Below are 24,122 nucleotides of genomic sequence, written 5' to 3'. Positions count from 1 at the left end.
CTGCACAAATCCTAGTTAGCTAAACTGTGCGTGTGATGGCCCAGCGCCTCGATGCAGTTCTGTTAGCTGCACAAATCCTAGTTAGCTAAACTCACAAAGTCGCACCACTTGCGCTCAGCGCAGTTCTGTTAGCTGCACAAATCCTAGTTAGCTAAACTCAAGTTGGCGCTCAACCCGGCTGATGTGCGGTTCTGTTAGCTGCACAAATCCTAGTTAGCTAAACTAGAAAACCCGGTGGCGTTCATGGGCCTGATGTTCTGTTAGCTGCACAAATCCTAGTTAGCTAAACTCGACGGATCGATAGTGGCCGCAATCGAATCGTTCTGTTAGCTGCACAAATCCTAGTTAGCTAAACTGCGTGCTCATGATGTGCTCAGCAAGCCAGGGTTCTGTTAGCTGCACAAATCCTAGTTAGCTAAACTCCAGAACCTGTACTCCTTTGATTTCAAAGGGGTTTTCTTTGGCATGGCTGCACTAAACACGGCTAAAAAAGTACGTATTGGGGCGGTGCTTCGATCTTTTTTTGCGGCTTTCGGCCGCTGAAGGTGACCGTACGCTCATATTGCTTGTCGGTAAATTGCAACACGCTGACCCGGCCCCCAACGGGAAGCGCCGCCTCCACGTACCTGCACTGGGTGGCACACTGGGCATGGCTGCTACAAAAGCGTAGGTAAACACTGAACTGAGCCATCTCAAATCCCAAGTCAAGCAGCGCCAGCCTAAAGTCATGCGCAGCCTTGCGCTCCTGCTTGGTTCCTACCGGCAAGTCAAACATCACCAGTATCCACATGAGCCGGTATCCCGATAGCGCTCTTGTGGTGCTCACAGTAAATTGGCACTGTTGCGGTTTATCAAATGTGCGGAACGCAGCGGAAGCTCTAGATGGTTGCGCTCGGCCCCGTAGTATTGCGCCACAGAAACCGCCAGCCGACTCACACACCCCATAAGCGGTGTAACGCCGTAAGGGGTGGGCATATCGCGTGTCATGGCTTGGGCAATCGCTATTTTTACTTCAGGCACAAGCGCGTTTTGGCCATTCTGGCGCGCCTCCCAAACCACCTCGTCAATAACCGGTCTAAATGGCTCCATCAAGTCATCCACCAGCCGAAAAGCGTTGGCAGCGTTGCAATGATGCATACCTATGCTTGGGTGTAAGCCAGCGGCCGCTATGGCCCTGGCGGTTGTGGCCCGCAAAACCGTGTACCCATAGTTCAGCATTGCGTTTGTGCCGGGCTCGGTACGGTCTCGCCTAAACTCGGCGCCAAACAACAAGGTCCAATACCGGCGAGCACCTTGTGCCTCGATGTTATCTGGGTCGCCGCTCTTGACTTTACCCACCAAGGCGTCAAGCGGAATGTGAGGCCTGCCAAGTTGCTGCAGCAAGCGGGCTTGTTGCTCTAGCTTGGCTTTGACCACCATGGCCCAGGCCCGCTTATGCATGGGCTTGCTGGCCTGAATTTGGGCTTGGATTCGTTTGGCCACCTCAAAGTTGGAATCAAACGGCCACAACACGCCAGCCACCTGGTGGTTGGAGCCACACAACACCATGGGCACGCCACGTTCGGCCAGCGCTACCAGCAGGTTGTTGGTGTAGCTCACACCATGCGCGTGCACAATCAGGGCTGCCATATCGTCCAACGGCACCCTGCCAAGCTCGGTGCGATCGCCATCGGCATCACGCACCAGCATAAAGCCACGATACGCCGACAGGTGACGACTATCTTGCGCCACCTCCACAATACGGTCCAGCATGCCTTACTTGTGTATTCGCACGTCGCCTATTGGCGAGACGGTAGCGTAACGTGCTTGAGTTTTTTGAAGCATCCGCGCCGATTTAGACATAAGCCGCCTCACCCCGCCTTCTTTTTTTCTGTCTCTGGCGTCGGCATCTGCCTCACTTGGGCAAACAAGAACTACGTCACCATTTTTCGCAAGTTGTTGAGCCACATACAACTCAGACTTATGGCCTTTTAACTTCGCCCAAACATAATCTCCTTTCCGTATCACCATCACAACATCACCAAGGTTTTGAATGTGACGATTGATGACCTTCAATGCCTCATCTTGACATTTTGCATGCTTAGCTATTTGATATGCCTCGAACGTGCTGATTGCATGCGAACACCACATCCCGTTGTTATTCAATATGACCATGCAGTAGTTACTTTGGGGGAACAGTCCCTTGTATGGCTTTAGCTCACCATTGACCACACCATGCCGTTCGCGCATGTAAACCGTATCATTCCGTGCATGTATGAGTTCAAGGGCGCTGGGGTCTTTATCCTCTTTAGGCTTCTCTCCTTTACCGTTGTTGCTTTGTCTCTTTTTCTTTTGGTCAATTTTCCCGTCAGAACTGTAAATTGACCCTGTAAACATGGCACCCTGATAGCCGTGGTCGGGCTTGTGGCTGACTTTTATGCTCGCCACTGCGCGGGCTACGTGCGCTTTGTAGGTGGGCCATGGTGGCTCAAAGGTATCGATCAGCCGGTCCATGCCGCGTTCGTCGGCCCTGGCATTGGCGGTTGCAAACGCCCACAGTGTGCGCCGGTCGGTGATGCCAATGACGCAGGCGTCCACCGCGTGGTGGCGGTGGTCATCTCGGTTTTTTTCACCGTCTAGGCCAAGCACATCGTTGAGCCCAAGAAAGCCTCTGAGCATGCCGGTGAGTTTGCCAGGCACGACCCATGTGTCATTCTCTGGGCATATCAGAGTGAGGTATTCGCGCGCCAAGCTTGCTGCGTGCCGGGTGTCGTTGAGTGCTCGGGCCAAAAAATCGTTGCCCTCTTCGCCAAGCCATTGCTGGTAGCCGTCCTCGGCGAACCGTTTGCGCTTGTGCCGATTCGGCATAAGGGCCACGCGCTGCAGTATGTCGTCATAAATCCAGCCTTGCGCCTCAAACGCTTGCCTTGCCTCCCATGGCGTGCGTTTGGCTTTGATACGGTTTGCCAGGCGCATGCAAACCACCTTGTTGTTGAGGCTGTCATCCAGCGTTTCCTTAAAAGGCAGGATGTGGTCAACCTCGGTGCTGCCGTCAAACAGCATGCGGGCGCTTATTTGTGTGCCGCTGTAGGGGCAGCGTCGTGCAGTCGCGTCTCTGCTTAGCTCTTCCCACAATATCCACTTTTGCACATCGGCGCGCTTGACCAAATCGGGTTCGGTTCCAAGCAGGTCGGCAATTTCATTGCGAATTCTTTGGTTTCTTTTTTGGTTGTCAGCTTGACGCTTTTGGTCTTCAGCGCGCTCGGCTGCGCTTTTCTTTAAGTCGTTGGCCACCTCAATCACCACTTGGTCCGGGCGACCGTAGCGTTTGATTAGGGCGTTGACCACCACCCGCACTTGGTTAAGCGCCACGTGCACGGTGGGGTTGGCCACTTTGCCGTAGCGCTGTTCGTCGGGGTCGTCTTCGATGCCCGTGCCAAACGCTACCCGTGCTTGCATGTATTTGCCGTAGTAAGGCAGTTCATCCATGATCTCACCGGTTGTTGCGCTGTGACTATCAAAGCCAGCGGCCACGACGGCTTTGTCGTAGGTGATAACGTCTTGTTGCAGCTCGGGCAGTATGCGGTCTATCGCCACCTTGCTTAGGCGGCCGTAGCCTTCGGGTAAGTTGGTCTCAAGCACCCGCTCGGCGGTCACACCGTCCAGGCCGTGGGTTTGCTGCAGCCAGGCGATGACGTCTTCGTCTTTGAGCTCGTCGGCAAGTAGCATACTGACCAGCTGGTCTTGCTCTGCCAAGCTTAAGTCGTCCCATTGCGCGCCAAAGGTTTGGATCATGGCCGCTCGGGCGGCGTCTCCCTTAAGGTCTTTGCGCTTGTCGTCCTCTAGGTTAAACGTGCTGCCTCGCGGCAGTTTGATTTTTTTGGCCAGCGCCGAAAAGCTTGCCCTTCCTTTTTCTGCTTTGCGGAGCACGTCAACCAACACGTCGCGCTCTTGCAGGGTGAGTGGGCGCACATCTAGCCTGTCATCCAGCACCCGTAGGTTGTTCACCTCTTGGTATATGCGAAACAATTGCTGGCTTGGCAGCGCCAACGGCGCCCGCTCTTGATCCGGCAATAAGGTGCACCGCCCCGGCTTAACTGGCCTCAGCGGGCGCTGGTAAAAGATTGCGTCGAACAGCGCGGCATGCGCCTGCGGGCTAAACGGCCCAGCGTCGCACCCGGCGCGCAGCTCGACCTGCTTATCCCACAGCGCCTCAAACTCTTCTTTCACCATGGCGCGGTCAATGTATAGGTCGTAGCTTTTGACGGTTTTGGTCTTGCCACCTTCAACCGGCACTTTATCCTCACGGTACCGAGCTCTGGGGGGCTCGCCGCACTGCACACGATGCCACAGCCAGGCCCCTACCGTGGGGTGCTGGCCATCGCTCAGCTGCTGGCGTACGCTAAGCAAAGCCTCTTTCATGGCGCCTTTGTTTTCGTCTTTGGATGCCGATTTGCGGTTGCTTTGAAAGCCACGACGTTGGTTGAGATGAAACACCGCCCGGGCAAACTCGTTGGGGGTGAGCTCTTGACTGAGCCCCTTATGGCGTAGTTCGTAGGGGTTTAGATTGGCCAAGGCCCGCCTGGCCTGCTCGTCTTGAGGGAAAAACCCATGCTCGATCAGCTTGTTCATCAGCTTGCTGCGGCGTTGCAAAAACCTGTCACGCCGCCTGCGCATCAGCCTTGCCTCGCGCCGCCCAACCGCCAGCGATGCATGGCTCTTTGGGTCGCGCCCGTCGCCAAAAATGCGTGACCCGGCGCGGATGATTGATTTGGGATGCTGATAGGCGTCCAGCCCCAGGATTGCCCACCCTATGGATTTTTGGCCCCAATATCCAGCGCCAAACGATATGAAACCATAAATTCTCCTTTTTTTAAAAAAAGCTGTTGACATGAGAACTATAGCATCAATATAATTACGCCTTACTAGCTAACTAGGATTTGTGCAGTTAACACTAACAAGTACATTAATGTGCACAAAATGAAGGCCACCCATGAGGTGGCCTTTTCTTTTTTGGCGCGGCGTTGGCTGGTTGAGCGTACGCATTGGCTTGGGCGGCCAACAATGAGCTCACACTCCTCTTACAACACCGATTGCATTTGCAACGTTGCCGCTGCTCTGCTACCAAGGCAGTGCTTGGCCCTTGTAATCAAAAAATCCGCCACTATCAGCCGCGGTCAAACCGTCCACCACGGCTTGCAACTCGGATGCAGCTACGCTGGCCGGGCGTACCTGTAAGCCTGTTTTGGCAAATGGGGCTGATAAGCCCGTATCAACAGTCCCCGGGTGCAGCGCCACGCAAATGGCTTCTTTGTTGTGGCGGTGCAGCTCAATTGAAGTTGTTTTGACAAACTGGTTCAAGGCCGCCTTTGAGGCCCGGTAGCCATACCAGCCGCCCAGGGCGTTGTCGCCAATGCTGCCCACCTTGGCCGACACGGCCACCAACACCACTCGCCCCTGCCTGGGCAGCAACGGCGCCAGTGCTCCCAGCAACAGGGCCGGCCCAATGGCGTTTACCTGCATGACATGCTGCAAGTAATGCGCATTGAGGTGACGCAAGCTGCGCTCTGGCTGACCTAGCTCACTGTGCAGGTAGCCGGTTGCCACAACCACCTGGCGCAGCTGGGCGCCAGTGCTGGCCATGTGCTGTTGCAGCCATACGGCAGCTTGACCAATGGTGTTTGGCTGGGTGTAGTCGATAACGGGCGCAGTACTGCGGCCCAAGCCCACAGACTGGCTGGGGGTTTGCGCCGCGTTGGGGTTGTTGGCGTCTTGGTCTTGCAGCAACTGCAACCAGGCTTGCCCCAGCCCGCCACCAGCCCCCACCACCAATCTTAGGGCTTTTGTATTTGGGGGCGAAACAAGTGTGCAGGGGTTGGGTGCGGTAGACGTCATGGCCTTATTGAACCCCAGACCGAACAGCCCTGCCCACAAGTGGGAATGACAGACACAAATTCAGTACACAATACGAAAATGACCCAACAAAACGCACCCACACAACGCTTTACAGACGCCGCGCAGGCCCTGGCGTATGTGCAGCAAATTTACCAGGACGCGGTGTCGCTGCTGCGCGCAGGCTTGAAGGATTTCGTGGACAACGGGCAGTCCGCCACCACACCACAGCGCGTGCGCGCTTGTTACCCCATGGTGCGGTTTCAAACGCTCAGCGTCACGCGCTCGGAAGGCGCCAACAAGGCTTTATCGTATGGTTTTGTGAGCGGTGCGGGCACGTTTGAGACCACGCTCACGCGCCCTGATTTGTTTGCCGACTACTACGCACTGCAGTTCAAGCTGCTGCTGCAAAACCACGATGCTGTGCTGGAAGTGGGCGTGAGTGATGTACCCATACCCGTGCATTTTTCATTGGCAGAGCAGGATCACGTTGAGGGCCAGCTCAGCGACGCACGCCGGGCGCAGTTGCCAGACGTGTTTGACTTGCCAGACCTCATGGCCATGGACGACGCCATCGCCAACGGCGATTTGCTACCCGAAGAAGTCAAGCCACTGGCTTTGTTTACGGCGCCACGTGTGGACTACTCGCTACACCGTTTGCGCCACTACACCGGCACGTCACCGCATGGCTTTCAAAACTTTGCCTTGCTCACCAACTACCAGTTCTACATAGATGAGTTTGTGGCGTTGGGCAAACAGCTGATGCTTGACGCCAACAGTCAATACATTGGCCTGATTGAGCCAGGCAACGTGCTGACGCGACGCGTCAACCTCACTGACGCAGAAGAAGCAGTCTTGCAAGATGCAGTGCAAGGTGCCCAAGGCGTGGCTCCGCCTCGCTTACCCCAAATGCCCGCCTACCACTTGGTGCGCGTTGACCGTGGCGGTATCAGCCTGGTCAACATTGGCGTGGGGCCCAGCAACGCCAAAACCATGACCGACCACATAGCCGTGCTGCGCCCCTATGCGTGGATCATGTTGGGCCACTGCGCAGGCCTGCGCAACAGCCAGGCCTTGGGCGACTACGTATTGGCCCACGGCTACGTGCGCGAAGACCACGTACTTGACGAAGAGCTACCGCTGTGGGTGCCCATACCGCCGTTGGCTGAAGTGCAAATCGCGTTGGCCAACGCCGTGGCGGAAGTCACCCAACTGGAGGGCAGCGAGCTTAAGAAAGTGCTGCGCACTGGCACCGTGGCCAGCACCGACAACCGCAACTGGGAATTGCTGCCGTTTTACGGCGAGCGCAGCACACCGGCCAAGCGTTTTTCGCAGTCGCGCGCCATTGCCCTGGACATGGAAAGCGCCACTGTTGCCGCCAACGGCTTCAGGTTTCGCGTGCCCTATGGCACCTTGCTGTGTGTGTGAGACAAGCCACTACACGGTGAAATCAAGTTGCCCGGCATGGCCAACCATTTTTACCGTGAGCGCGTGAACCAGCATTTGCAAATTGGCATCTTGGCGTTGGAAAAGTTGCGCCAAGCCGGTGAGCAGCTGCACAGCCGCAAGCTGCGCAGCTTCAACGAAGTCGCCTTCCAATGATGCACGGGCATAGCCATGTCTAGACTAACGGGCAACACGCGCGGCATGGCGTCCATGCTGCTGGCCATGGGCTGCTTCGCGGCCATGGACACGGTGCTCAAAATCATGTCTGCCGATTTGCCACCCATGCAAATGGCGGCATTGCGTGGCTTGGGCGGCCTGCCGTTTTTGGTGGTTTATTTGTGGCGGCGCAAATCGTTTAAGTCCATCGTGCAAGTGCGCTGGGGCTTGCAGGTGTTTCGCGGCCTGCTGGCCATTGTCATGCTGTGGTCGTTTAGCGTAGGCATCAAAGAGCTTGCACTCACCCAGGCCTACACGTTGTTTTTTATTGCGCCACTGCTGGTGTCTGTGCTGGCCTGGCCCATATTGGGCGAAAAGGCACACGGCTTTCAGTGGTTTACCTTGTTGCTGGGCTTGGCCGGTGTGGTGGTTGCCTTGCGCCCCTCTACAGATGGTTTGCTCACCTGGGGTAGCGCCGCCGTTTTAGGCGCTGCCACCTGCTATGCCATCAGCGCAGTCGTTAGCAGGCGCTTGTCACGTACAGACACCACAGACAGCCAAGTGTTTTGGGTGTTGGTGTTTTTAGGCTTTGGTGCAGGTCTTCTTGCACTGCCCAACTGGCAGCCCCTTACCGCGCAACACTGGGCGCTGATGCCTGCCTTGGCAACCAGTGGCTTTATCGGTCAGCTGGCTATTACAGACGCCTTCAAACACGGCAGAGCCGCAGCTGTTGCGCCGTTTGAATACAGTGCACTGGGCTGGAGCATTGGCATTGACGTGGCCTTGTGGTCAGTGTGGCCAGATGCGCTGACGCTGGGTGGGGCCACCATTGTGATGGTGGCGGGTTTGCTGCTGATGCGGCGCGAGCGAGGGGTGGTGGCCAGCACTTCGGGGGCTTAGGCCGTTTCGACTCAAGGCGTCTTACTCGGCATGGCTGTGCGTTTGACGGCGCTGCACCTGGGCTCAATCCACCCCCACCAAATCAGCCATCGCCTGCCCCAGCTTCACCACGCTTCCAGCCTTCCAGTCTTCACCAAATTGAAGCCTTGTCTCAGCGGTATTGCCCGCGCCTGGCCACAGCATCACCACTGTAGAGCCCAGCATGAATCGCCCCATTTCAGCGCCTTGCTCAAGGCTTATTTCACCGGCTGCGTAGCGTTTGTCTTGCACGGTTTTGCTGCGTGGCGGGTTAACCGTGCCATGCCATACCGTGGCCATGCTGCCCACAATGGTGGCCCCCACCAACACCATCACCATGGGGCCGTGCCCTGTGTCAAACCAGCACACCACGCGCTCGTTTCTGGCAAACAGACCAGGTACGTGCGCGGCTGTGAGTGGGCTCACCGAGAACAAGTCACCAGGCACATAAGTCATGCGCGTGAGCGTGCCCGCGCAGGGCATGTGAATGCGGTGGTAGTCCTTGGGGCTTAAGTAAATGGTGGCGAAGTGGCCGTTGTCAAAGGCTTGGGCTTCCTCTGCCTCACACGCCAGCAAGGCCTGCGCGCTGTAGTGGTGGCCTTTGGCTTGAAAGATCTGGCCTGCCTCAACAGCGCCTAGCTGGCTTACGGCGCCGTCTACCGGGCTCACCCAGTCAGCGCTGGCAATGGGGCGCACGCCTTTGCGCAGTGCGCGTGTAAAAAACTCGTTAAAGGTTTTGTAAGCACCCAGGTTGGGTTGCTCGGCTTCCATCATGTTGACTTGGTAGCGGCGCACAAAATCATTGATGATCATGGTGGTGATGACCCCCATGGGCGTGCTGGCCACCCAGCCGCCAAATTGCGTCATGGCTTTTTTGGGCCAAATGTATTGTTGCCAAACGGCTGATCGTTGCGACACACGCTGCCTTTTCATTTGCGCTGCTCACACCGGGCAAGCACCCAAATGAAGCAAAAAGAATTAGTTATGTACGCAGCGCGACACAAAAGCCGCCAAACGCACACCGTCAATGCCCAGAATTCTATGCGCAGCAAACCCTTGCAACGATTAGAGGCGGTTTCTAACGCTAGACTAAACACCTATGACCACAGCCAACTCGCCAGACTCGGTGACTCAGCCGATAGAACCCGATAACACACGCAACGGCCAAGCGCCATTGTTGCAATGTGAACACTTGGTTAAACGCTTTGGCGACACCACCGTGGTGCAAGACTTGAGCTTTGACATCAAACCGGGTGAGTGCCTGGGCATTATTGGCCCCAATGGCGCTGGCAAAACCACCACCATACGCATGTGCTTGGGCTTGACCGCGCCAGACCAGGGCCACATAGGCTACCAAAGCGTGCACGGCCAGGCGCTGCGCATGCCCCAAGATGCATTGGCCATCAAGGCCGAGCTGGGTGTGGTGAGCCAGTCTGACACGCTAGACCCAGACTTTTCTTGTGAAGAAAACATCGCGGTGTATGGCCGCTACTTTGGCCTGGACGCCACCGAGCTGAAGGCACGCACACCTGACTTGCTGGACTTTGCAGTGCTGGGCAACAAAGCGCACGCCCGCCCATCAGAATTGTCTGGCGGTATGAAGCGGCGCTTGAGCTTGGCAAGAGCACTGGTCAACAATCCACGCCTGCTGGTGCTGGACGAGCCCACTACCGGCCTGGACCCGCAAGCGCGTCACTTGATGTGGGAGCGACTGCAACAGCTGCTGCAAGTGGGCAAATCGATTTTACTCACCACCCACTTTATGGACGAAGCAGAGCGTTTGTGCGACAGGCTCATCGTGCTGGACCATGGCCGCAAGTTGGCCGAGGGCTCGCCGCGCGCGCTGATTGCGCAACACATAGAGCCCGAAGTGGTGGAGGTGTATGGCCCAGGCGCCGTGAACCTGGCAACTGCGCCCATTCGCTCACGCGCAGATCGTGCAGAGGTGGTGGGTGACACGGTGTTTTTCTACACCCACCACGCCGCCAGCTTGTTGCTGGAGCTGGCCCGCCAGCCGCAGTTGCGCACACTACACCGCCCTGCCAACCTGGAAGACCTGTTCTTGAAGTTGACTGGCCGCCAAATTCGTGAGGGTGCATAAGAATGAGCAACACCGACAAGCTAAGCGCCGATACCAGCACAACACCACAAACGCCTGCAGACCAGGCCACGCCAGCCAGCCTGACCAACCACGGCGGCCAGGTCAGCGACATGGCCCCAGCCAGCCGCAAGCGCTACAAGCGCCGCTGGGGCAGCGCCTCAACAAGCGTTTGGCGTATGCCACAACTGGACGCCAGCTTTTGGCCTGTGTTCTTTCGCAACTTTTTGGTGTGGCGCAAGCTGGCTGTCCCCAGCCTGGTGGGCAACATTGCCGAGCCGCTGATCTGGTTGGTGGCGTTTGGCTACGGCATGGGCGCGCTGATTGGCACCATTGAGGTAGGCAGCCAAACCGTGCCGTATTTGCTGTTTTTGGCCAGCGGCAGCATTTGCATGAGCGCCATGAACGCCGCGTCGTTTGAGGCCTTGTACTCGGCCTTCTCGCGCATGCATGTGCAAAAGACATGGGACGGCATCATGAATGCACCCATCAGCCTGGACAACATTGTGCTGGCCGAAATGCTGTGGGCCTCGTTCAAAGCGCTGTTCACGGCCACCGCCATCATGGGCGTGATGCTGGCGCTCAACATCAGCACCAGCCCCAAGCTGATAGCCGCATGGCCTGTGCTCATGCTCACAGGCATAACGTTCAGCTGCCTGGCCCTGGTGTTTAACGCGCTGGCCAAAGGCTATGACTTTTTCACCTACTACTTCACGCTGTTTTTAACACCCATGATGTTTTTAAGCGGTGTGTTTTTTCCGCTCAACCAACTACCGTCCTGGGTGGCCGACATTGCCAACGCCTTGCCGCTGGCCAATGCGGTGGCACTGGTCAGGCCCTTGTTTATGGACCAGTGGCCAGACCAGGCATGGTGGCATTTGCTGGTATTGCTGGCCTATGCGGTCGCGGCGTTTTGGGTGGCGCTGGCGCTTACCCGCAAGCGCTTTGGCATGTAAGCTGAGGCCTGAGTCAACCCTGAACCAGGTTCAGGGTGTACAAACCATGGCCGCGAGATGCGCCATTTGCTTGCGGTCTCAACTGTTAGGCTGAGCCAGCCACAGCACAACGCTTAACGGCTGGCACCCGCAAAACGCTGAGCCATCTCCTCCAGCCCCATCTCCGCCAAGATGCGATCTATCTTTTCTTGCGCCCCAGCCTGCGCCCCACCGACGCGCTTAGCCAAAATCAACTCGTTTTTCATAGAGTGCTCCCAGCCCACCAGCTCTGTCACCGTCACATGATAGCCACTGGCCTCCAAGCGCAAACAGCGCAGCACGTTGGTCATTTGGCTGCCAAATTCGCGCGTGTGCAGCGGGTGTCGCCACAGCTCAGCCAGTGGTGTGCGCGCCAGGTTGAGGGCTTTGTTGTGGCGCATCACACTGGCCATCTCGGCCTGGCAACACGGCACAACGACCATGGCTTGGGCTTGGCGCTGTAGACCAAAACTAATGGCGTCGTCTGTTGCCGTGTCGCAGGCATGCAAGGCGGTCACCACGTCCACTTTGTCTGGCAAGGCCTTACTGGTCATGGCTTGCTCAACGCTCAAGGCGTGAAAAGTCATGCCCTCAAAACCCAACTGTTTGGCCAAAGCCGCCGAGCGCTCAACCAGCTCCTGGCGCGTCTCTATGCCAATGACTTGGCCACCATTGAGTGCCTTGAGCACAAGGTCGTACAAAATAAAACCGAGGTAAGACTTGCCAGCACCGTGGTCTACCAGGGTCACCGCGCCGCGCTCTTTGTGTCGCGCCGCAATCAAAGGCTCAATAAACTGCACCAAGTGGTAGACCTGCTTGAGCTTGCGCCGGCTGTCCTGGTTGAGCTTGCCGTCGCGCGTGAGTATGTGCAGCGCTTTAAGCAAGTCCACAGACTGGCCTGGGCGCAACTCTGGCAGCTGCTCTTGAAGGGTTGGTGTGGGCTTTTTGCCGCTGGTGTGTTTGGCCATGGCGTCATCATAAGGCGGCGACAATAGCGCATGGACCTCACCAGCAGCAACACCAACGCAACGCCGCAAGGCTATGACCAACTCACGCCTGATGTGATGCTGGATGCCCTTGCCAGTGTGGGTCTGCACGGCGACGGGCGCATGCTGGCGCTAAGCTCCTATGAAAACCGCGTGGTGCAGTTTCATGTGGAAGACACGTCCGGGCTAGCCAGTGCGGTTGTGGCCAAGTTTTACCGCCCCAACCGCTGGAGTGATGCAGCCATTCTTGAAGAACACAGCTTTGCACATGAGCTGATGACAGGCGAAGTGCCCATGGTGGCACCCTTGACGCTGAATGGCGCCACACTCAACCACTTTGCAGGCTATGCGTTTTCGGTTAGCCCATCGCGCGGCGGGCGGCGTCCCGAGCTAGACGACTTTGAGGTGCTGGAGTGGATTGGCCGCTTGCTGGCGCGCCTGCACAACGTGGGCGCGGCCAAACCATTTGCGCATCGCCCTGCCATCAACCCCGCAACCTACGGCACAGCGTGCAAGGAATGGCTGCTGGCCAACAACGCGTTGCCCCTGGAGGTGCAACGCCTGTGGTGCGACACCTTTGACCAAGCCATGGCCACCGTGCACAGCAAGTGGGCCACTTACAACGAGTCGCAGTTTGAGCATGCCCACATCCGCCTGCACGGCGACTGCCACCCTGGCAATATTTTGTGGACACCAGATGACGGTCCGCACTTTGTAGACCTGGACGACGCGCGCAGCGGCCCCGCCATACAGGATTTATGGATGCTGTTGTCAGGCGAGCGCAACGCGCAAACCGTGGCTTTGTCTGCGGTACTGGACGGCTATGAGCAAGTACGCGCCTTTAACCGCGCGGAATTGGCGCTGATAGAGCCGCTGCGCACCTTGCGCATGGTGCACTACAGCACCTGGCTGGCCAAGCGCTGGGACGACCCTGCTTTTGCCGCCAACTTTCCGTGGTTTGGTAGTCCAGACTATTGGCACGGTCAAGTACACCAGCTGCAAGAGCAAATTGAAGCCATGCAAGAACCCGCACTTTTTGTATAAAAAACTATGAACACACACTTTTACAAACCCGAAGAGGGCCACGGCCTACCCCACGACCCGTTTAACGCCATTGTTGGCCCGCGCCCCATTGGCTGGGTGTCTACCCACAATGAACAAGGCCAACTCAACCTGGCCCCATACAGTTTTTTTACGGCGTTTAACTACACGCCACCCATTGTGGGCTTTACCAGCATTGGCGCCAAAGACAGCTTGCACAACGCGCGCGCTACGGGCGAGTTTGTGTGGAACCTGGTCACCAAGCCCCTGGCCAAGGCCATGAATGAGACCTGCGCGGTTGTGCCACTGGGCCAAAGTGAGTTTGAGCTGGGTGGCTTGACGCCAGCGCCGTCCAGCGTCGTGAAGCCGCCACGCGTGGCCCAAAGTCCTGTGAACTTTGAATGCAAGGTCACGCAAATTGTGCAGCTCACCACCACAAACAACGAGGCCCTAGAGACGTGGCTGGTACTAGGCCAAGTGGTGGGTGTACACATTGAACACAGCTTGCTGGTTAACGGCGTGTACGACACGGCCGCTGCTCAACACGTGCTTCGCGGCGGCGGTCCATCCGACTACTTCGCGCTTGGCCCTGATGCCAAGTTTTTAATGCCCAGACCTGCGTCCGCAGCGGCGCAGCAACGCAAGGGTTAATGGCACTGCACGCCAAGCACGCACGCCTATGCTCATACCTGTCTCAGAACTCACCGCTTTGCTGGTGCTTGCCACCGCCGCGAGCTTCACACCCGGGCCCAACACCACCTTGTCAACAACCATGGGGGCACAAGCCGGCGTGCGTCATGCGCTGCCATTTACCCTGGGCGTACCCGTGGGTTGGTGTGCATTGCTGCTGCTAAGCGCCTTGGGCGTAGGGGCCACGCTCACGCAGCAGCCGCAGTTGCGCGGCCTGATTGTGAGTGTTGGCTCTGGCTATTTGTTGTGGCTTGCATGGCGCTTGGCACGCGCGCCTTCCAAACTCAGCGCATTGGCACAAACGCCACTGCGAATAGGGTTTTGGCAAGGTGTGGCCTTGCAGTTTGTCAACATCAAAGGCTGGATGTTGGCCTTGAGCATTGCCGCGGGTTGGCTCAACGACCCCGCCACGCTGTGGCAGCGCGCGTTGTGGGTGTTGCCACTGATGGCGTTTTACGGATTCAGCAGCAACTTGCTGTACGCATGGGTGGGCTCACAGCTGCGTGCCTGGCTGCAAGAGGGCGCGCGCATGGCCTGGTTTAACAAAGGCATGGGCGGCTTGCTAGGCGCCACCGCTGTGTGGATGCTTCTGACAAACGTGGTGCTGACGTGAACAAACAGCCACAAGAGATCAAGGGCTATGTGCTGGGCCTGATGGGCGTCACCATTTTTGCCGCCACTTTACCCATTACAAAAATTGCAGTGGGCAGCGCAGACGCGCCGCTGATGAGCGGCCAGTTTGTAACGCTGGCACGCGCGGCCATTGCGGCACTGCTAAGCGCACTGTGGTTGCTGTGGGTGCGCCCGCCACTGCCGCGTGCGCGCGAATGGCTTTGGCTGGCCATTACCGCCGGTGGTGTGGTCATTGGCTTTCCGCTGTTTATGGGCTTGGCCATGCGCCACGTTGACGGCATACATGCCAGTGTGGTGCTGGGTGCGCTGCCGTTGGTGACTGCCGTATTCAGTGCGTTGCTGCACGGTCAGCGCGCACCTGCAAAATTTTGGTGTGCAGCCCTTTTGGGAACAGCATTAGTGATGCTGTTTGCCATGTGGCAAACACCGAATGCACACACCACTGCATGGGGCAGCTTTGCTGTTAGCAGCGCAGACCTGTTGTTGCTGGCCGCTGTGGTGTGTGCATCTATGGGCTACACCACCGGCGCGCAGCTGGCGCGAACCCATCGTTCAGAGACAGTCATCAGTTGGGCGCTGGTGATTGCCAGCCCCATCACTTTGCCCGGCATGTGGCTCACGTGGCCAACCGACACCATGCCCACCGCATCTTGGTTGGCGCTGGGCTACGTGGCTTTGTTTTCTATGTGGATAGGTTTTTTTGCGTGGTACCGCGGCTTGGCACTGGGCGGTGTCATGCGCGTGAGCCAGGTGCAATTGCTGCAGCCATTTCTGGGCATCTTGTTTTCTATTCCACTATTGGGCGAGCAATGGTCTTGGACCGCCGCCGTCTTTGCCGCCGCTGTAGTGGCATGCGTGATGGTGGGCCGGCGCGCCTTGCGCAACGCCCAATAGGCCATGGGGCACACTTGAAGACGTTTAACAACCACTGCACAACATGAACAACATGAACAACCAACTAGACCACATCGTGATTGGCGCAGCCACGCTTGAGCAAGGCGTGGCTTGGTGTGAGGCCACGCTGGGCGTGGTGGCAGGTCCGGGTGGCGAGCATTTGCACATGGGCACACACAACCGGCTGTTGCGTATTTCCAGCGAGGCTTTCCCAGCCGCCTACCTTGAAATCATTGCCACTGCACCACACTTGGCAGCGCCCACCGTGCAACCGCGCTGGTTTGACCTGGACAACGCCGCGGTACAGCGCAGCTTGCAAACCCGCGGCCCGCAGCTGCTGCACTGGGTGGCGCAAACCACAGACATTGCAGCAGCGTGCGCCGCCACCGAGGCGCTTGGTGTGAACCTGGGCCAGCCGCAGTCTGTGTCGCGCATGACGCCGCGCGGCTTGCTGCAGTGGTCTTTTAGCGTAAGCCCCACTGGCCAGCGTCCTATGCAAGGCGCCCTGCCCCACCTCATTCAGTGGGCCAAGGCATCGCCAGTAACCCACATGCCTGGGAGCGAACTGAACCTGGCCAGCGTGACCATAGGTGGCGCGCCTGATGTGGTCAACACGCTTGAGCAATGCGCGGCGGCCTTGCAATTGCCGGGCATTCAAGTAGCCAGCGCGGGGGCAGCCAACATGCCTGCACTTCGCGTGCAGCTCAACACCCCCAAGGGTGTGGTGTGGCTTGATGCAATTGACTTGTCTTGACCGTTTACAAACCCACAGACAAAAACCAGTCCTGCCCGCACGGCTCAAGCCGACCATAGTGGCTCTACGTCACCGCCGCGACTGTTTGAAGACGCCCATGTGGACACAATCCGCCACATGGGACACCTCTATCTAGTACGCCATGGCCAGGCTTCTTTTGGCGCCGACAACTACGACCAGCTCAGCCCACTGGGCGCACAGCAAAGCGTTCGTCTAGGCAAATACTTTGCGGCCAAAGGCTGGCAATTTGACACCGTGGTCACAGGCAGCCTGGCGCGCCACACTCAAACGTGGGCAGGCATAGAGCAAGGCATGGGGCTGACAGCAGGCGCCATGCACGTGCAGGTAGAACCCGGCTTGAACGAATACGACAGCCACGCAGTCATAGCCGCCATACACCCAGGGCCACTGCCTGCTGTCAGCGAGCCAGGCGCCTACCAAACCTATTTCCGCCTGCTGCGCGACGGTCTGCGCGCGTGGATGGACGGCGTGCTCACACCACAAGGCATGCCCAACTACGACGACTTTAGAGCGGGCATATTGGAGGCACTCAAACGTGTGCGCGATGACAACCTGGGCAAGCGCGTGTTGGTGGTCAGCAGCGGTGGACCCATCTCTACAACAATGGGCTACCTGCTGGGCACATCAGCAGAAACAACGATTGAGCTGAACTACCAAATACGCAACACGGCGCTGACTGAATGCCGGATTACGCGCAAGGGGTTGAGACTGGTTGGCTTTAATGGGCTGCCGCACCTGGACGGTGTGGGGGATGAGGGCATGCATACGCATACCTGAGTGTTTGGGATGAGCCGCAGGCAGCTCTCACAGCCAGCCCCTTTACCCGCGCAGCGTACTGCCAGCCAACCCATCAATCTCGCCAAACAACTGGCACAAAGATGCCGCCGCGGCATCAATCACAGCCTGCCCTTTTGCCGCAGTGGCAGCGGCCGCATTACCTGCTGCACCGGCCGGGTTGATGTCTTGCATTTGCCAAGCCAACTTGGCGCTTTTGCCATTACCCAACACCGCTGTACTCGCCGCCCTGAGCTCTGACGTAGACGCAAAATGTTGCGCAGCGGCCATGTCTACCAGGCCGGGCTTGATGGCCAGCATCATGGACGTCTCAATGTCCCCGGCGTGTGAGCCAAAGCGGTGTTCGTGTGCGCTGAACAAGGCGTGCACCTCGTCGCCCAGCGGCAGGCCAAACCAGTTCACGCTCACCACCAACATGCCTAGGCGGTTGCGCAAGTCGCGCGCGACCAGGTCTAGCGCACCAACTTGCCCACCGTGCGCATTGAACAACACCAGCTTATTCACACCGCTGGCGTGCACAGCCTCGCCCAACTCTGTCCACAGTTGAATGAGCGTGGTGCTGCGCAAGCTCAGCGTGCCAGCAAACTTGGCGTGCTCTGGGCTAAAGCCAACCGGCTGCAATGGCAATGCCAGTACAGATGCGCCAAATGACTGGGCACGCGCAAGCTCAAGCGCACCAGCCAATACCTGTTGTGCCAAGTCACTGTCAACGCTTAGTGGCAAGTGCGGCCCGTGTTGCTCTGTGGCACCCAAGGGCAGCACGGCAATGGCGCGGCTGCGGTCAAGCTCTAAAAAGTCTGGCGACTTGAGGTCGGCCCAGTGACCAATGTGGGCGCGGTTGGAAGATGTGGCGCTGTGCATGGCAGCAGTGTAATACGCAAGGCTGGATAATGAGCGGGCGCGCTTGTGGAACCAACCCAGGCGCGTCGCCTCTCACAAGCTCCATACTTCACCACCTGCACACCACATGTTGTTTCGCCATACCGCCGCCGCTCTTACTGTTGCGCTGTTAAGCCTTGCTGTCGGTATTGGCAACGCATCTGCCCAGACAACATCTGGCTACAACGCGTTAACAGACCTGGGCATGGTCAATGCGCCAGCGACGACCATTGCCGAGGACGGCATAGAGTCGTCCCGTGTAGTGGCCAGCGACCAGACAAAGGCCCAGCTATTGGCCTATGCACCCAATGGCGTGACCCCCGGGCAAACCATTTGGCTGGGTTTACGCATTGCGCATGCACCCAACTGGCACACCTACTGGAAAAACGCTGGGGACTCTGGGCTGCCCACCACATTAAGCTGGCAGTTACCCAATGGCTGGCAAGCGGGCGAGTTGGCCTGGCCTACGCCCAAAAAATTTCCACTAGGTCCCTTGGCCAACTACGGCTTTGACGGCCACGTTCTGCTGGCCACGCCTGTGCTGCTGCCCGCCCAACTGGACAGCAGCAACACCGTGCGCCTGGAGGCCAGCTGGCTGGCGTGCAAAACAGAGTGCATTCCCGAAGACGCCGAGCTTGACATCGCACTGGGCACCCATACGCCACTCACAAAGCACAAAGCCTTGTTTGACGACACATTCAGCCGCGCACCCAAGGCGATTGAGGCGCAAGCCACACTGATACCCACGGCTACTGACACCACTTGGCGTGTTGCCGGACTGCCCGCGCAATGGGTGGGCCAACAAATAGAGTTGTTTCCAGAGGTCACAGGCCTTATTGCGCCGGGTGCGCCCTGGACACAGGCTTGGAGCTCAGACAATGGCCAGGCCGTATGGACAGCACAAGTGCCGCAGCACGCGTTCAGGGCAGACGCGCCCCAGCGTGTTGCGACTGTATTGGCGCTGGCGGCACAAATCAAAGAGCAGCCCTCAGATGCGGGCGTACTGGTACAGGTGGCACTTAACGGCGCATGGCCAGCGGTGGCCCAGCCTGCGGCGGTTAGCCCTGCACTGCAAAGCGCTCTAGATGCCTCTGCCGCCAAAGCAAGCACCAATACAGCGGTCAACAACGGCGCTGAAGCCACCACCCTGGTGCTCACCTTGGCAGCGGCCATGCTAGGCGGCTTGTTGCTAAACCTCATGCCCTGCGTATTTCCGGTATTGGCGCTGAAAGTATTGGCGTTTGCACAGCCCAGCCAAAGCCATGCCAGCCACAAACGCTCGGGCCTGGCCTATACCGCCGGTGTGGTGTTGTCGTTTGTGGCGTTGGGCGGTTTGCTGCTGTCGCTGCGCGCTGCGGGTGAGGCCTTGGGCTGGGGTTTTCAACTGCAAAACCCAGTGGTGGTGGCCGCGCTGGCATTGTTGTTTGTGCTGATTGCACTGAACTTGTTTGGCGTGTTTGAGTTCGGCAACCTGCTGCCACAGCGGGTATTGAATGCCCGCGCGCACAACCCAAGCCTGGATGCGTTTTTGTCTGGCGTGCTGGCCACGGCTGTGGCCTCGCCTTGCACGGCACCCTTTATGGGCGCGTCATTGGGCTTGGCCATTGTGTGGCCTACAGGTCAGGCGCTGGCTGTGTTTCGCACTGGGCCTGGGCATGGCCGCGCCTTACTTGCTGGCCAGCTGGCTGCCAGGGCTAGCCAAGCGTCTACCCCGGCCAGGGCCCTGGATGGCCACTTTTAAAACACTCATGGCCTTCCCCATGCTGGCCACTGTGGTGTGGCTGGTATGGGTGCTGGGCCAGCAAACCAGCATGAATGGCGCAGCAGCCCTGCTGCTCGTCATGCTGGCGCTGGCCTTTGCGGTATGGGCTTGGCAACGAGGCGCAAACCCCAGGGCAACACGGGTATGGCGTGCAATCGCTGCAGGTCTTCTCGCGGTGATCGTTTGGGCATTTTGGGCGCCTGCCACAACGGTCTTAAACACCGCAACTACGTCAACCACCAGCAGCAGTAACAGCGCAGCAGGTTGGCAACCGTGGACGCCCACCGCCGTCGAACAACACCTGGCCCAAGGCCAACTGGTCTTTGTAGACTTCACCGCCGCGTGGTGCGTAACCTGCCAAGTGAATAAGCTCACCACACTGGCCAGCACCGACGTGTTGCAAGCCTTTGAGGCCAATAACGTGGCCTTGCTACAAGCCGACTGGACCAAGCGCGACCCTGCTATTACGGCGGCGCTCAACGCCTTGGGCCGCAGCGGCGTGCCCACCTATGCGGTCTACCGCGCAGGCGCGGCGCCTGTGGTGCTCACCGAAATACCAAGCCCTGCCGAGGTAATTGCCGCCGTGAGCCGCTGATTCCTGGCCTGCCACCGGTCTGGCCAAGCCACGCCCAAACAGCCCCAACAAACTGCGACAATTAAGCCCATGTTTGCTCCACTACAAAACGACACCTTCATACGCGCTTGCTTGCGCCAGTCCACCACCCATACCCCCATTTGGCTCATGCGCCAAGCTGGGCGCTACCTATCTGAATACCGCGACACGCGGGCCAAAGCAGGCAGTTTTATGGGCTTGGCCACCAACACCGACTACGCCACAGAGGTCACGCTGCAGCCGCTTGAGCGCTTCGATCTGGACGCGGCGATTTTGTTCTCGGACATTCTTACGGTGCCAGACGCCATGGGCCTGGGGCTTAGCTTTGCCATTGGCGAGGGCCCCAAATTTGCCAAAACCGTGCGCGATGAAGCCGCTGTCAACGCCTTGGCTGTGCCAGACATGGCCAAGCTGCAATACGTATTTGACGCGGTGACATCCATTCGCAAAGCGCTCAACGGGCGCGTACCGCTGATAGGCTTTTCAGGCAGCCCATGGACGTTGGCTTGCTACATGGTTGAGGGCGGCGGCTCCAGCGACTACCGCCTGGTTAAAACGCTGATGTACCAGCGCCCAGACCTGATGCACCGCATCTTGGACATCAACGCGCAATCTGTGGCGCAGTATCTCAACACCCAAATCGAAGCAGGCGCACAGGCCGCCATGATTTTTGACAGCTGGGGCGGTGTGTTGGCCGACGGTATGTTTCAGCAGTTCAGCATGGCCTACACCCGCCGCGTGCTAGAGCTGGTACACACCGAGTACGAGGGTGTGCGTATTCCACGCATTGTGTTTACCAAGGGCGGCGGCATGTGGCTGGACGACATGGGCCAACTGCCATGTGATGTGCTGGGTATGGACTGGACGGTCAACCTGGCCCATGCGCGCGCAAAACTGGGCAACACCCACGCCTTGCAAGGCAACCTGGACCCCAACTCTTTGTTTGCAGCACCTGAACGTGTGGCACAGCTGGGCCGTGACGTACTAGACAGTTTTGGCAAGCCACACACCGGCGAGGGCACTGGCCCCACCCATATTTTCAACCTGGGTCATGGCATTAACCAGTTCACACCACCAGAAAGCGTGGCAGCGCTGGTAGAGGCGGTGCATAGCCACTCAAAAGCCATGCGTGCTTAGCACAAAAATGGCGCTTGCAACAGTCTCGTTGGCGATTAACTGCCCTACTTGTGCACAGAAGTGGGGCAAGCTGCCATCAGGCTTGGAGGCGATCACGTCGCTTGTTTTTTGACAGCGCATATCTCGCAAGTTGTTGATTTTAAAGTGAATTTGTAATTGCTTAATTTTTAAGCAATCTAAGCAAACGCCCGTTTTTATGTGACATACACCGTCACAAAAGCAGTTATAAACAAAGTTATCCACAGAAATTTTGGACAACTTGAAGTCTCATTCCAAATCAAGCACTTAGCCACTTTACCGCCACATTAAATGAGCAATACTGCCTAAACCATGGCGCACTGGCCTGCCGTTATTGTTGCCACCCCCGCCCACTCGCAGCTTGGCCATGCGCTGAGCTATGCATGTGTGCAAGCACTTACACCGGGCACATTGGTGCGGGTACCGCTAGGCAAGCGCGACACGCTGGGCATTGTGGCCCATTGCGATACTGAGTTGCCTCAAGGTGTGTCACCCGCCAACATCAAACCCATCAGTGAGGTACTAAGCGGTTTGCCGCCACTGGATACGCACTGGCTGCAACTGGTGCGCTTTGCCGCCAGCTATTACCAGCGCAGCGCAGGCAGGCGTGGCCTTGGCGGCCCTGCCACCAGAGCTGCGCAAGCTAGACCCCACACAACTGGCCAGACGCTTAAAGCGCAATGCCAAAAGCAATACGCCTGAGCAAGCTGGCGCATTGACCACCGCAACAAGCACGACATTAACTGCCAGCCCCGAGCAGGCGCTGGCGCTTGAGCGTATTGTCGGCGCCACGCAACCCACGCTGCTATTCGGCACAACAGGCAGCGGCAAAACCGAGGTTTACCTGCAGACTGCGGCCAAGCTGCTGGCTGAGCAACCCGACGCCCAGGTGCTGGTGCTGGTGCCAGAAATCAATCTCACGCCACAGCTTGAAGCGCGCTTTGCCCAGCGTTTTGCCCACTTTGGCGTAGCAGCACTGCACAGTGGCCTCACGCCTGCGCAACGTTTACAAAACTGGCTAAGCGCCCACCTGGGCCACGCCCGCATTGTGTTGGGCACACGCATGGCTGTGTTTGCAAGCCTGCCCACGCTGCGCCTCATTGTGGTGGACGAAGAGCACGACCCCAGCTACAAAAGCCAAGAGGGTGCGCGCTACTCTGCGCGCGACTTGGCGGTATACCGCGCCCATGCCACGCCAGGCTGCCAAGTACTGCTGGGCTCAGCCACACCCTCGCTTGAGACCTGGCACGCGGCACAAACCGGGCGCTACCAGCGGCTTGATATGCCTAGCCGCATAGGCGGCGCAGCCCTGCCCAAGTTGCAACTGGTAGACATGGCCAAGCAGCCCAAGCAAACCGTTATTGCTCAAAGCTTGCTGGACGCCATAGCCCAGCGTGCCCAACGTGGCGAGCAAAGCCTGCTGCTGCTCAACCGCCGCGGCTACGCGCCGGTGCTGAGCTGCGGCGACTGCGGCTGGAAAAGCCAATGCCCGCATTGCAGCGCACACCGCGTGTTTCACAAAATAGACCGCACACTGCGCTGCCACCACTGCGGCCTGACAGAGCGCGTGCCCCGCGCCTGTCCAGACTGCGGCAACGTGGACATACAGACAGTGGGCCGGGGCACCGAGCAACTGGAAGAACTTCTGGCTGACAAACTGGCCAGGCATTTGCGCGCAGATGGTCACGCGTTAAAGGTAGCCAGGCTGGACGCCGACACCACGCGCAACAAAGGCGAGCTCACCGCTCAACTGGCGGCCATGCATGCGGGCGAGGTAGACGTGTTGGTGGGCACACAAATGGTGGCCAAAGGCCATGACTTTAGAGGCATTACGCTGGTAGCCGCAATCAACCCAGACGGCGCTTTGTTTGCCAGTGACTTTAGAGCGCCCGAGCGCTTGTTTGCCCTGCTGATGCAAGCCGCTGGCCGAGCGGGCCGCGACGCGGCTTTTATGCAGCAACAGGGTGAAAACGGTGGGCAAGGCGCGCAGCTGTGGGTGCAAACATGGCACCCCACTCACCCCTTGTTTGCGGCCCTGGCCAAGCACGATTACCCCGGCTTTGCCACCACCGAGCTCACTGAGCGCGAATCCGCCATGCTGCCGCCATTTGCCTCGCAAGCGCTGCTGCGCGCAGACGCCAAAAGCCAGGCAGCTGCACAAACGTTTTTAAACCAGGCCAAAGACGCCGCCAATGAACTGGCCGAGCAAATGGGCGTGGGCATCTACCCCGCCGTGCCGCTGACCATTGCACGCGTGGCCAATGTAGAGCGCGCACAAATGCTGGTGGAATGTGCCAACCGCGCCGCACTGCAAAAGTTTTTAGCGCAATGGCAAGCCACCTTGCACCAGCAACGCACCACGCCCGCAGGCAAAGCCATTATTCGCTGGGCAATTGATGTGGATCCGCTCACGATTTGATGGGTGGTGGCGTGCAA

The 24,122-nt window shown here is 58.3% G+C and carries 19 protein-coding genes, 2 pseudogenes and 1 CRISPR repeat array (1 of these 22 running past the window's edge); of the genes and pseudogenes, 14 read left to right on the top strand and 7 right to left on the bottom strand.

Annotated features, from left to right (window positions below; all coding sequences use genetic code 11):
- Positions 1 to 422: direct repeats of the CRISPR family, unit length 36 nt; unit sequence GTTCTGTTAGCTGCACAAATCCTAGTTAGCTAAACT (it extends 208 nt beyond the left edge of the window).
- A gap of 62 nt (positions 423 to 484) precedes the next feature.
- The 4 genes from cas2 to LN050_10340 form a co-directional block, all read right to left on the bottom strand.
- Positions 485 to 790 carry a CRISPR-associated endonuclease Cas2 gene (cas2, locus tag LN050_10355; GenBank protein ID UFS56132.1) on the bottom strand — a complete coding sequence of 102 codons (306 nt, stop codon included), beginning with the start codon at positions 788 to 790 and terminating at the stop codon, positions 485 to 487.
- Between the two features lie 32 nt (positions 791 to 822).
- Positions 823 to 1,752, bottom strand: coding sequence for a type II CRISPR-associated endonuclease Cas1 (gene cas1 / locus LN050_10350; protein ID UFS56131.1), 930 nt, complete (start codon positions 1,750 to 1,752; stop codon positions 823 to 825).
- A gap of 3 nt (positions 1,753 to 1,755) precedes the next feature.
- Positions 1,756 to 4,872, bottom strand: a complete 3,117-nt coding sequence (cas9, locus tag LN050_10345; protein ID UFS56130.1) for a type II CRISPR RNA-guided endonuclease Cas9 — start codon at positions 4,870 to 4,872, stop codon at positions 1,756 to 1,758.
- Between the two features lie 228 nt (positions 4,873 to 5,100).
- Positions 5,101 to 5,874: an SDR family NAD(P)-dependent oxidoreductase gene (locus tag LN050_10340; GenBank protein UFS56129.1), complete on the bottom strand. Its 774-nt coding sequence runs from the start codon at positions 5,872 to 5,874 to the stop codon at positions 5,101 to 5,103.
- Positions 5,875 to 5,952: 78 nt separating this feature from the next.
- Here LN050_10340 and LN050_10335 point away from each other — a divergent pair.
- Positions 5,953 to 7,473 (top strand): annotated as a pseudogene (locus tag LN050_10335) (AMP nucleosidase).
- Positions 7,474 to 7,488: 15 nt separating this feature from the next.
- Positions 7,489 to 8,373, top strand: a complete 885-nt coding sequence (locus LN050_10330) for a DMT family transporter (protein UFS56128.1) — start codon at positions 7,489 to 7,491, stop codon at positions 8,371 to 8,373.
- 63 nt (positions 8,374 to 8,436) lie between these two features.
- On the opposite strand, the gene asd is transcribed toward LN050_10330, so the two are convergent.
- Entirely contained in the window at positions 8,437 to 9,309 is an 873-nt protein-coding gene (gene asd, locus LN050_10325) for an archaetidylserine decarboxylase (protein ID UFS56127.1), read from the bottom strand.
- A 181-nt stretch (positions 9,310 to 9,490) separates the two neighbouring features.
- Between asd and LN050_10320 the strand changes: the two genes are divergently transcribed.
- Both LN050_10320 and LN050_10315 read left to right on the top strand, forming a co-directional pair.
- Positions 9,491 to 10,492: an ATP-binding cassette domain-containing protein gene (locus tag LN050_10320; protein UFS56126.1), complete on the top strand. Its 1,002-nt coding sequence runs from the start codon at positions 9,491 to 9,493 to the stop codon at positions 10,490 to 10,492.
- Between the two features lie 110 nt (positions 10,493 to 10,602).
- Positions 10,603 to 11,445 (top strand): ABC transporter permease, encoded by an 843-nt coding sequence (locus LN050_10315; GenBank protein ID UFS57391.1) that lies wholly within the window; start codon positions 10,603 to 10,605, stop codon positions 11,443 to 11,445.
- A 113-nt stretch (positions 11,446 to 11,558) separates the two neighbouring features.
- On the opposite strand, the gene LN050_10310 is transcribed toward LN050_10315, so the two are convergent.
- Positions 11,559 to 12,431 carry an SAM-dependent methyltransferase gene (locus LN050_10310; GenBank protein ID UFS56125.1) on the bottom strand — a complete coding sequence of 291 codons (873 nt, stop codon included), beginning with the start codon at positions 12,429 to 12,431 and terminating at the stop codon, positions 11,559 to 11,561.
- Positions 12,432 to 12,461: 30 nt separating this feature from the next.
- Here LN050_10310 and LN050_10305 point away from each other — a divergent pair, with 30 nt between their 5' ends.
- The 6 genes from LN050_10305 (at position 12,462) to LN050_10280 (ending at position 17,259) form a co-directional block, all read left to right on the top strand.
- Positions 12,462 to 13,493, top strand: a complete 1,032-nt coding sequence (locus LN050_10305) for a serine/threonine protein kinase (GenBank protein UFS56124.1) — start codon at positions 12,462 to 12,464, stop codon at positions 13,491 to 13,493.
- Positions 13,494 to 13,499: 6 nt separating this feature from the next.
- Positions 13,500 to 14,141: a flavin reductase family protein gene (locus tag LN050_10300; protein UFS56123.1), complete on the top strand. Its 642-nt coding sequence runs from the start codon at positions 13,500 to 13,502 to the stop codon at positions 14,139 to 14,141.
- Positions 14,142 to 14,175: 34 nt separating this feature from the next.
- Entirely contained in the window at positions 14,176 to 14,793 is a 618-nt protein-coding gene (locus LN050_10295; protein ID UFS57390.1) for a LysE family translocator, read from the top strand.
- A complete protein-coding gene (locus tag LN050_10290; GenBank protein UFS56122.1) occupies positions 14,790 to 15,707 on the top strand; it encodes a DMT family transporter in 918 nt (305 codons plus the stop codon). The genes LN050_10295 and LN050_10290 overlap by 4 nt, the downstream gene beginning before the upstream one ends.
- A 43-nt stretch (positions 15,708 to 15,750) precedes the next feature.
- Complete coding sequence (locus LN050_10285) at positions 15,751 to 16,461, top strand: VOC family protein (protein ID UFS56121.1); 711 nt, start codon at positions 15,751 to 15,753, stop codon at positions 16,459 to 16,461.
- Positions 16,462 to 16,578: 117 nt separating this feature from the next.
- Positions 16,579 to 17,259 carry a histidine phosphatase family protein gene (locus LN050_10280; protein ID UFS57389.1) on the top strand — a complete coding sequence of 227 codons (681 nt, stop codon included), beginning with the start codon at positions 16,579 to 16,581 and terminating at the stop codon, positions 17,257 to 17,259.
- Positions 17,260 to 17,301: 42 nt separating this feature from the next.
- On the opposite strand, the gene LN050_10275 is transcribed toward LN050_10280, so the two are convergent.
- Positions 17,302 to 18,138, bottom strand: coding sequence for a creatininase family protein (locus LN050_10275; GenBank protein ID UFS56120.1), 837 nt, complete (start codon positions 18,136 to 18,138; stop codon positions 17,302 to 17,304).
- A gap of 106 nt (positions 18,139 to 18,244) precedes the next feature.
- Here LN050_10275 and LN050_10270 point away from each other — a divergent pair, with 106 nt between their 5' ends.
- From LN050_10270 to priA, 4 genes and pseudogenes are all read left to right on the top strand, one after another.
- Positions 18,245 to 19,897: a hypothetical protein gene (locus tag LN050_10270; protein UFS56119.1), complete on the top strand. Its 1,653-nt coding sequence runs from the start codon at positions 18,245 to 18,247 to the stop codon at positions 19,895 to 19,897.
- Entirely contained in the window at positions 19,884 to 20,513 is a 630-nt protein-coding gene (locus LN050_10265) for a thioredoxin family protein (protein ID UFS56118.1), read from the top strand. The genes LN050_10270 and LN050_10265 overlap by 14 nt, the downstream gene beginning before the upstream one ends.
- A 69-nt stretch (positions 20,514 to 20,582) precedes the next feature.
- Positions 20,583 to 21,668, top strand: a complete 1,086-nt coding sequence (hemE, locus tag LN050_10260) for a uroporphyrinogen decarboxylase (protein UFS56117.1) — start codon at positions 20,583 to 20,585, stop codon at positions 21,666 to 21,668.
- A 330-nt stretch (positions 21,669 to 21,998) separates the two neighbouring features.
- Positions 21,999 to 24,105, top strand: a pseudogene (gene priA / locus LN050_10255) (primosomal protein N').
- Positions 24,106 to 24,122 lie beyond the last annotated feature (17 nt).

This window comes from Comamonadaceae bacterium M7527 (assembly GCA_021044545.1).
Classification (GTDB): Bacteria; Pseudomonadota; Gammaproteobacteria; order Burkholderiales; family Burkholderiaceae_C; genus RS62.
Note: the sequence above shows the minus strand (reverse complement) of the source record. Positions and strands in the feature narration are given on the sequence as shown.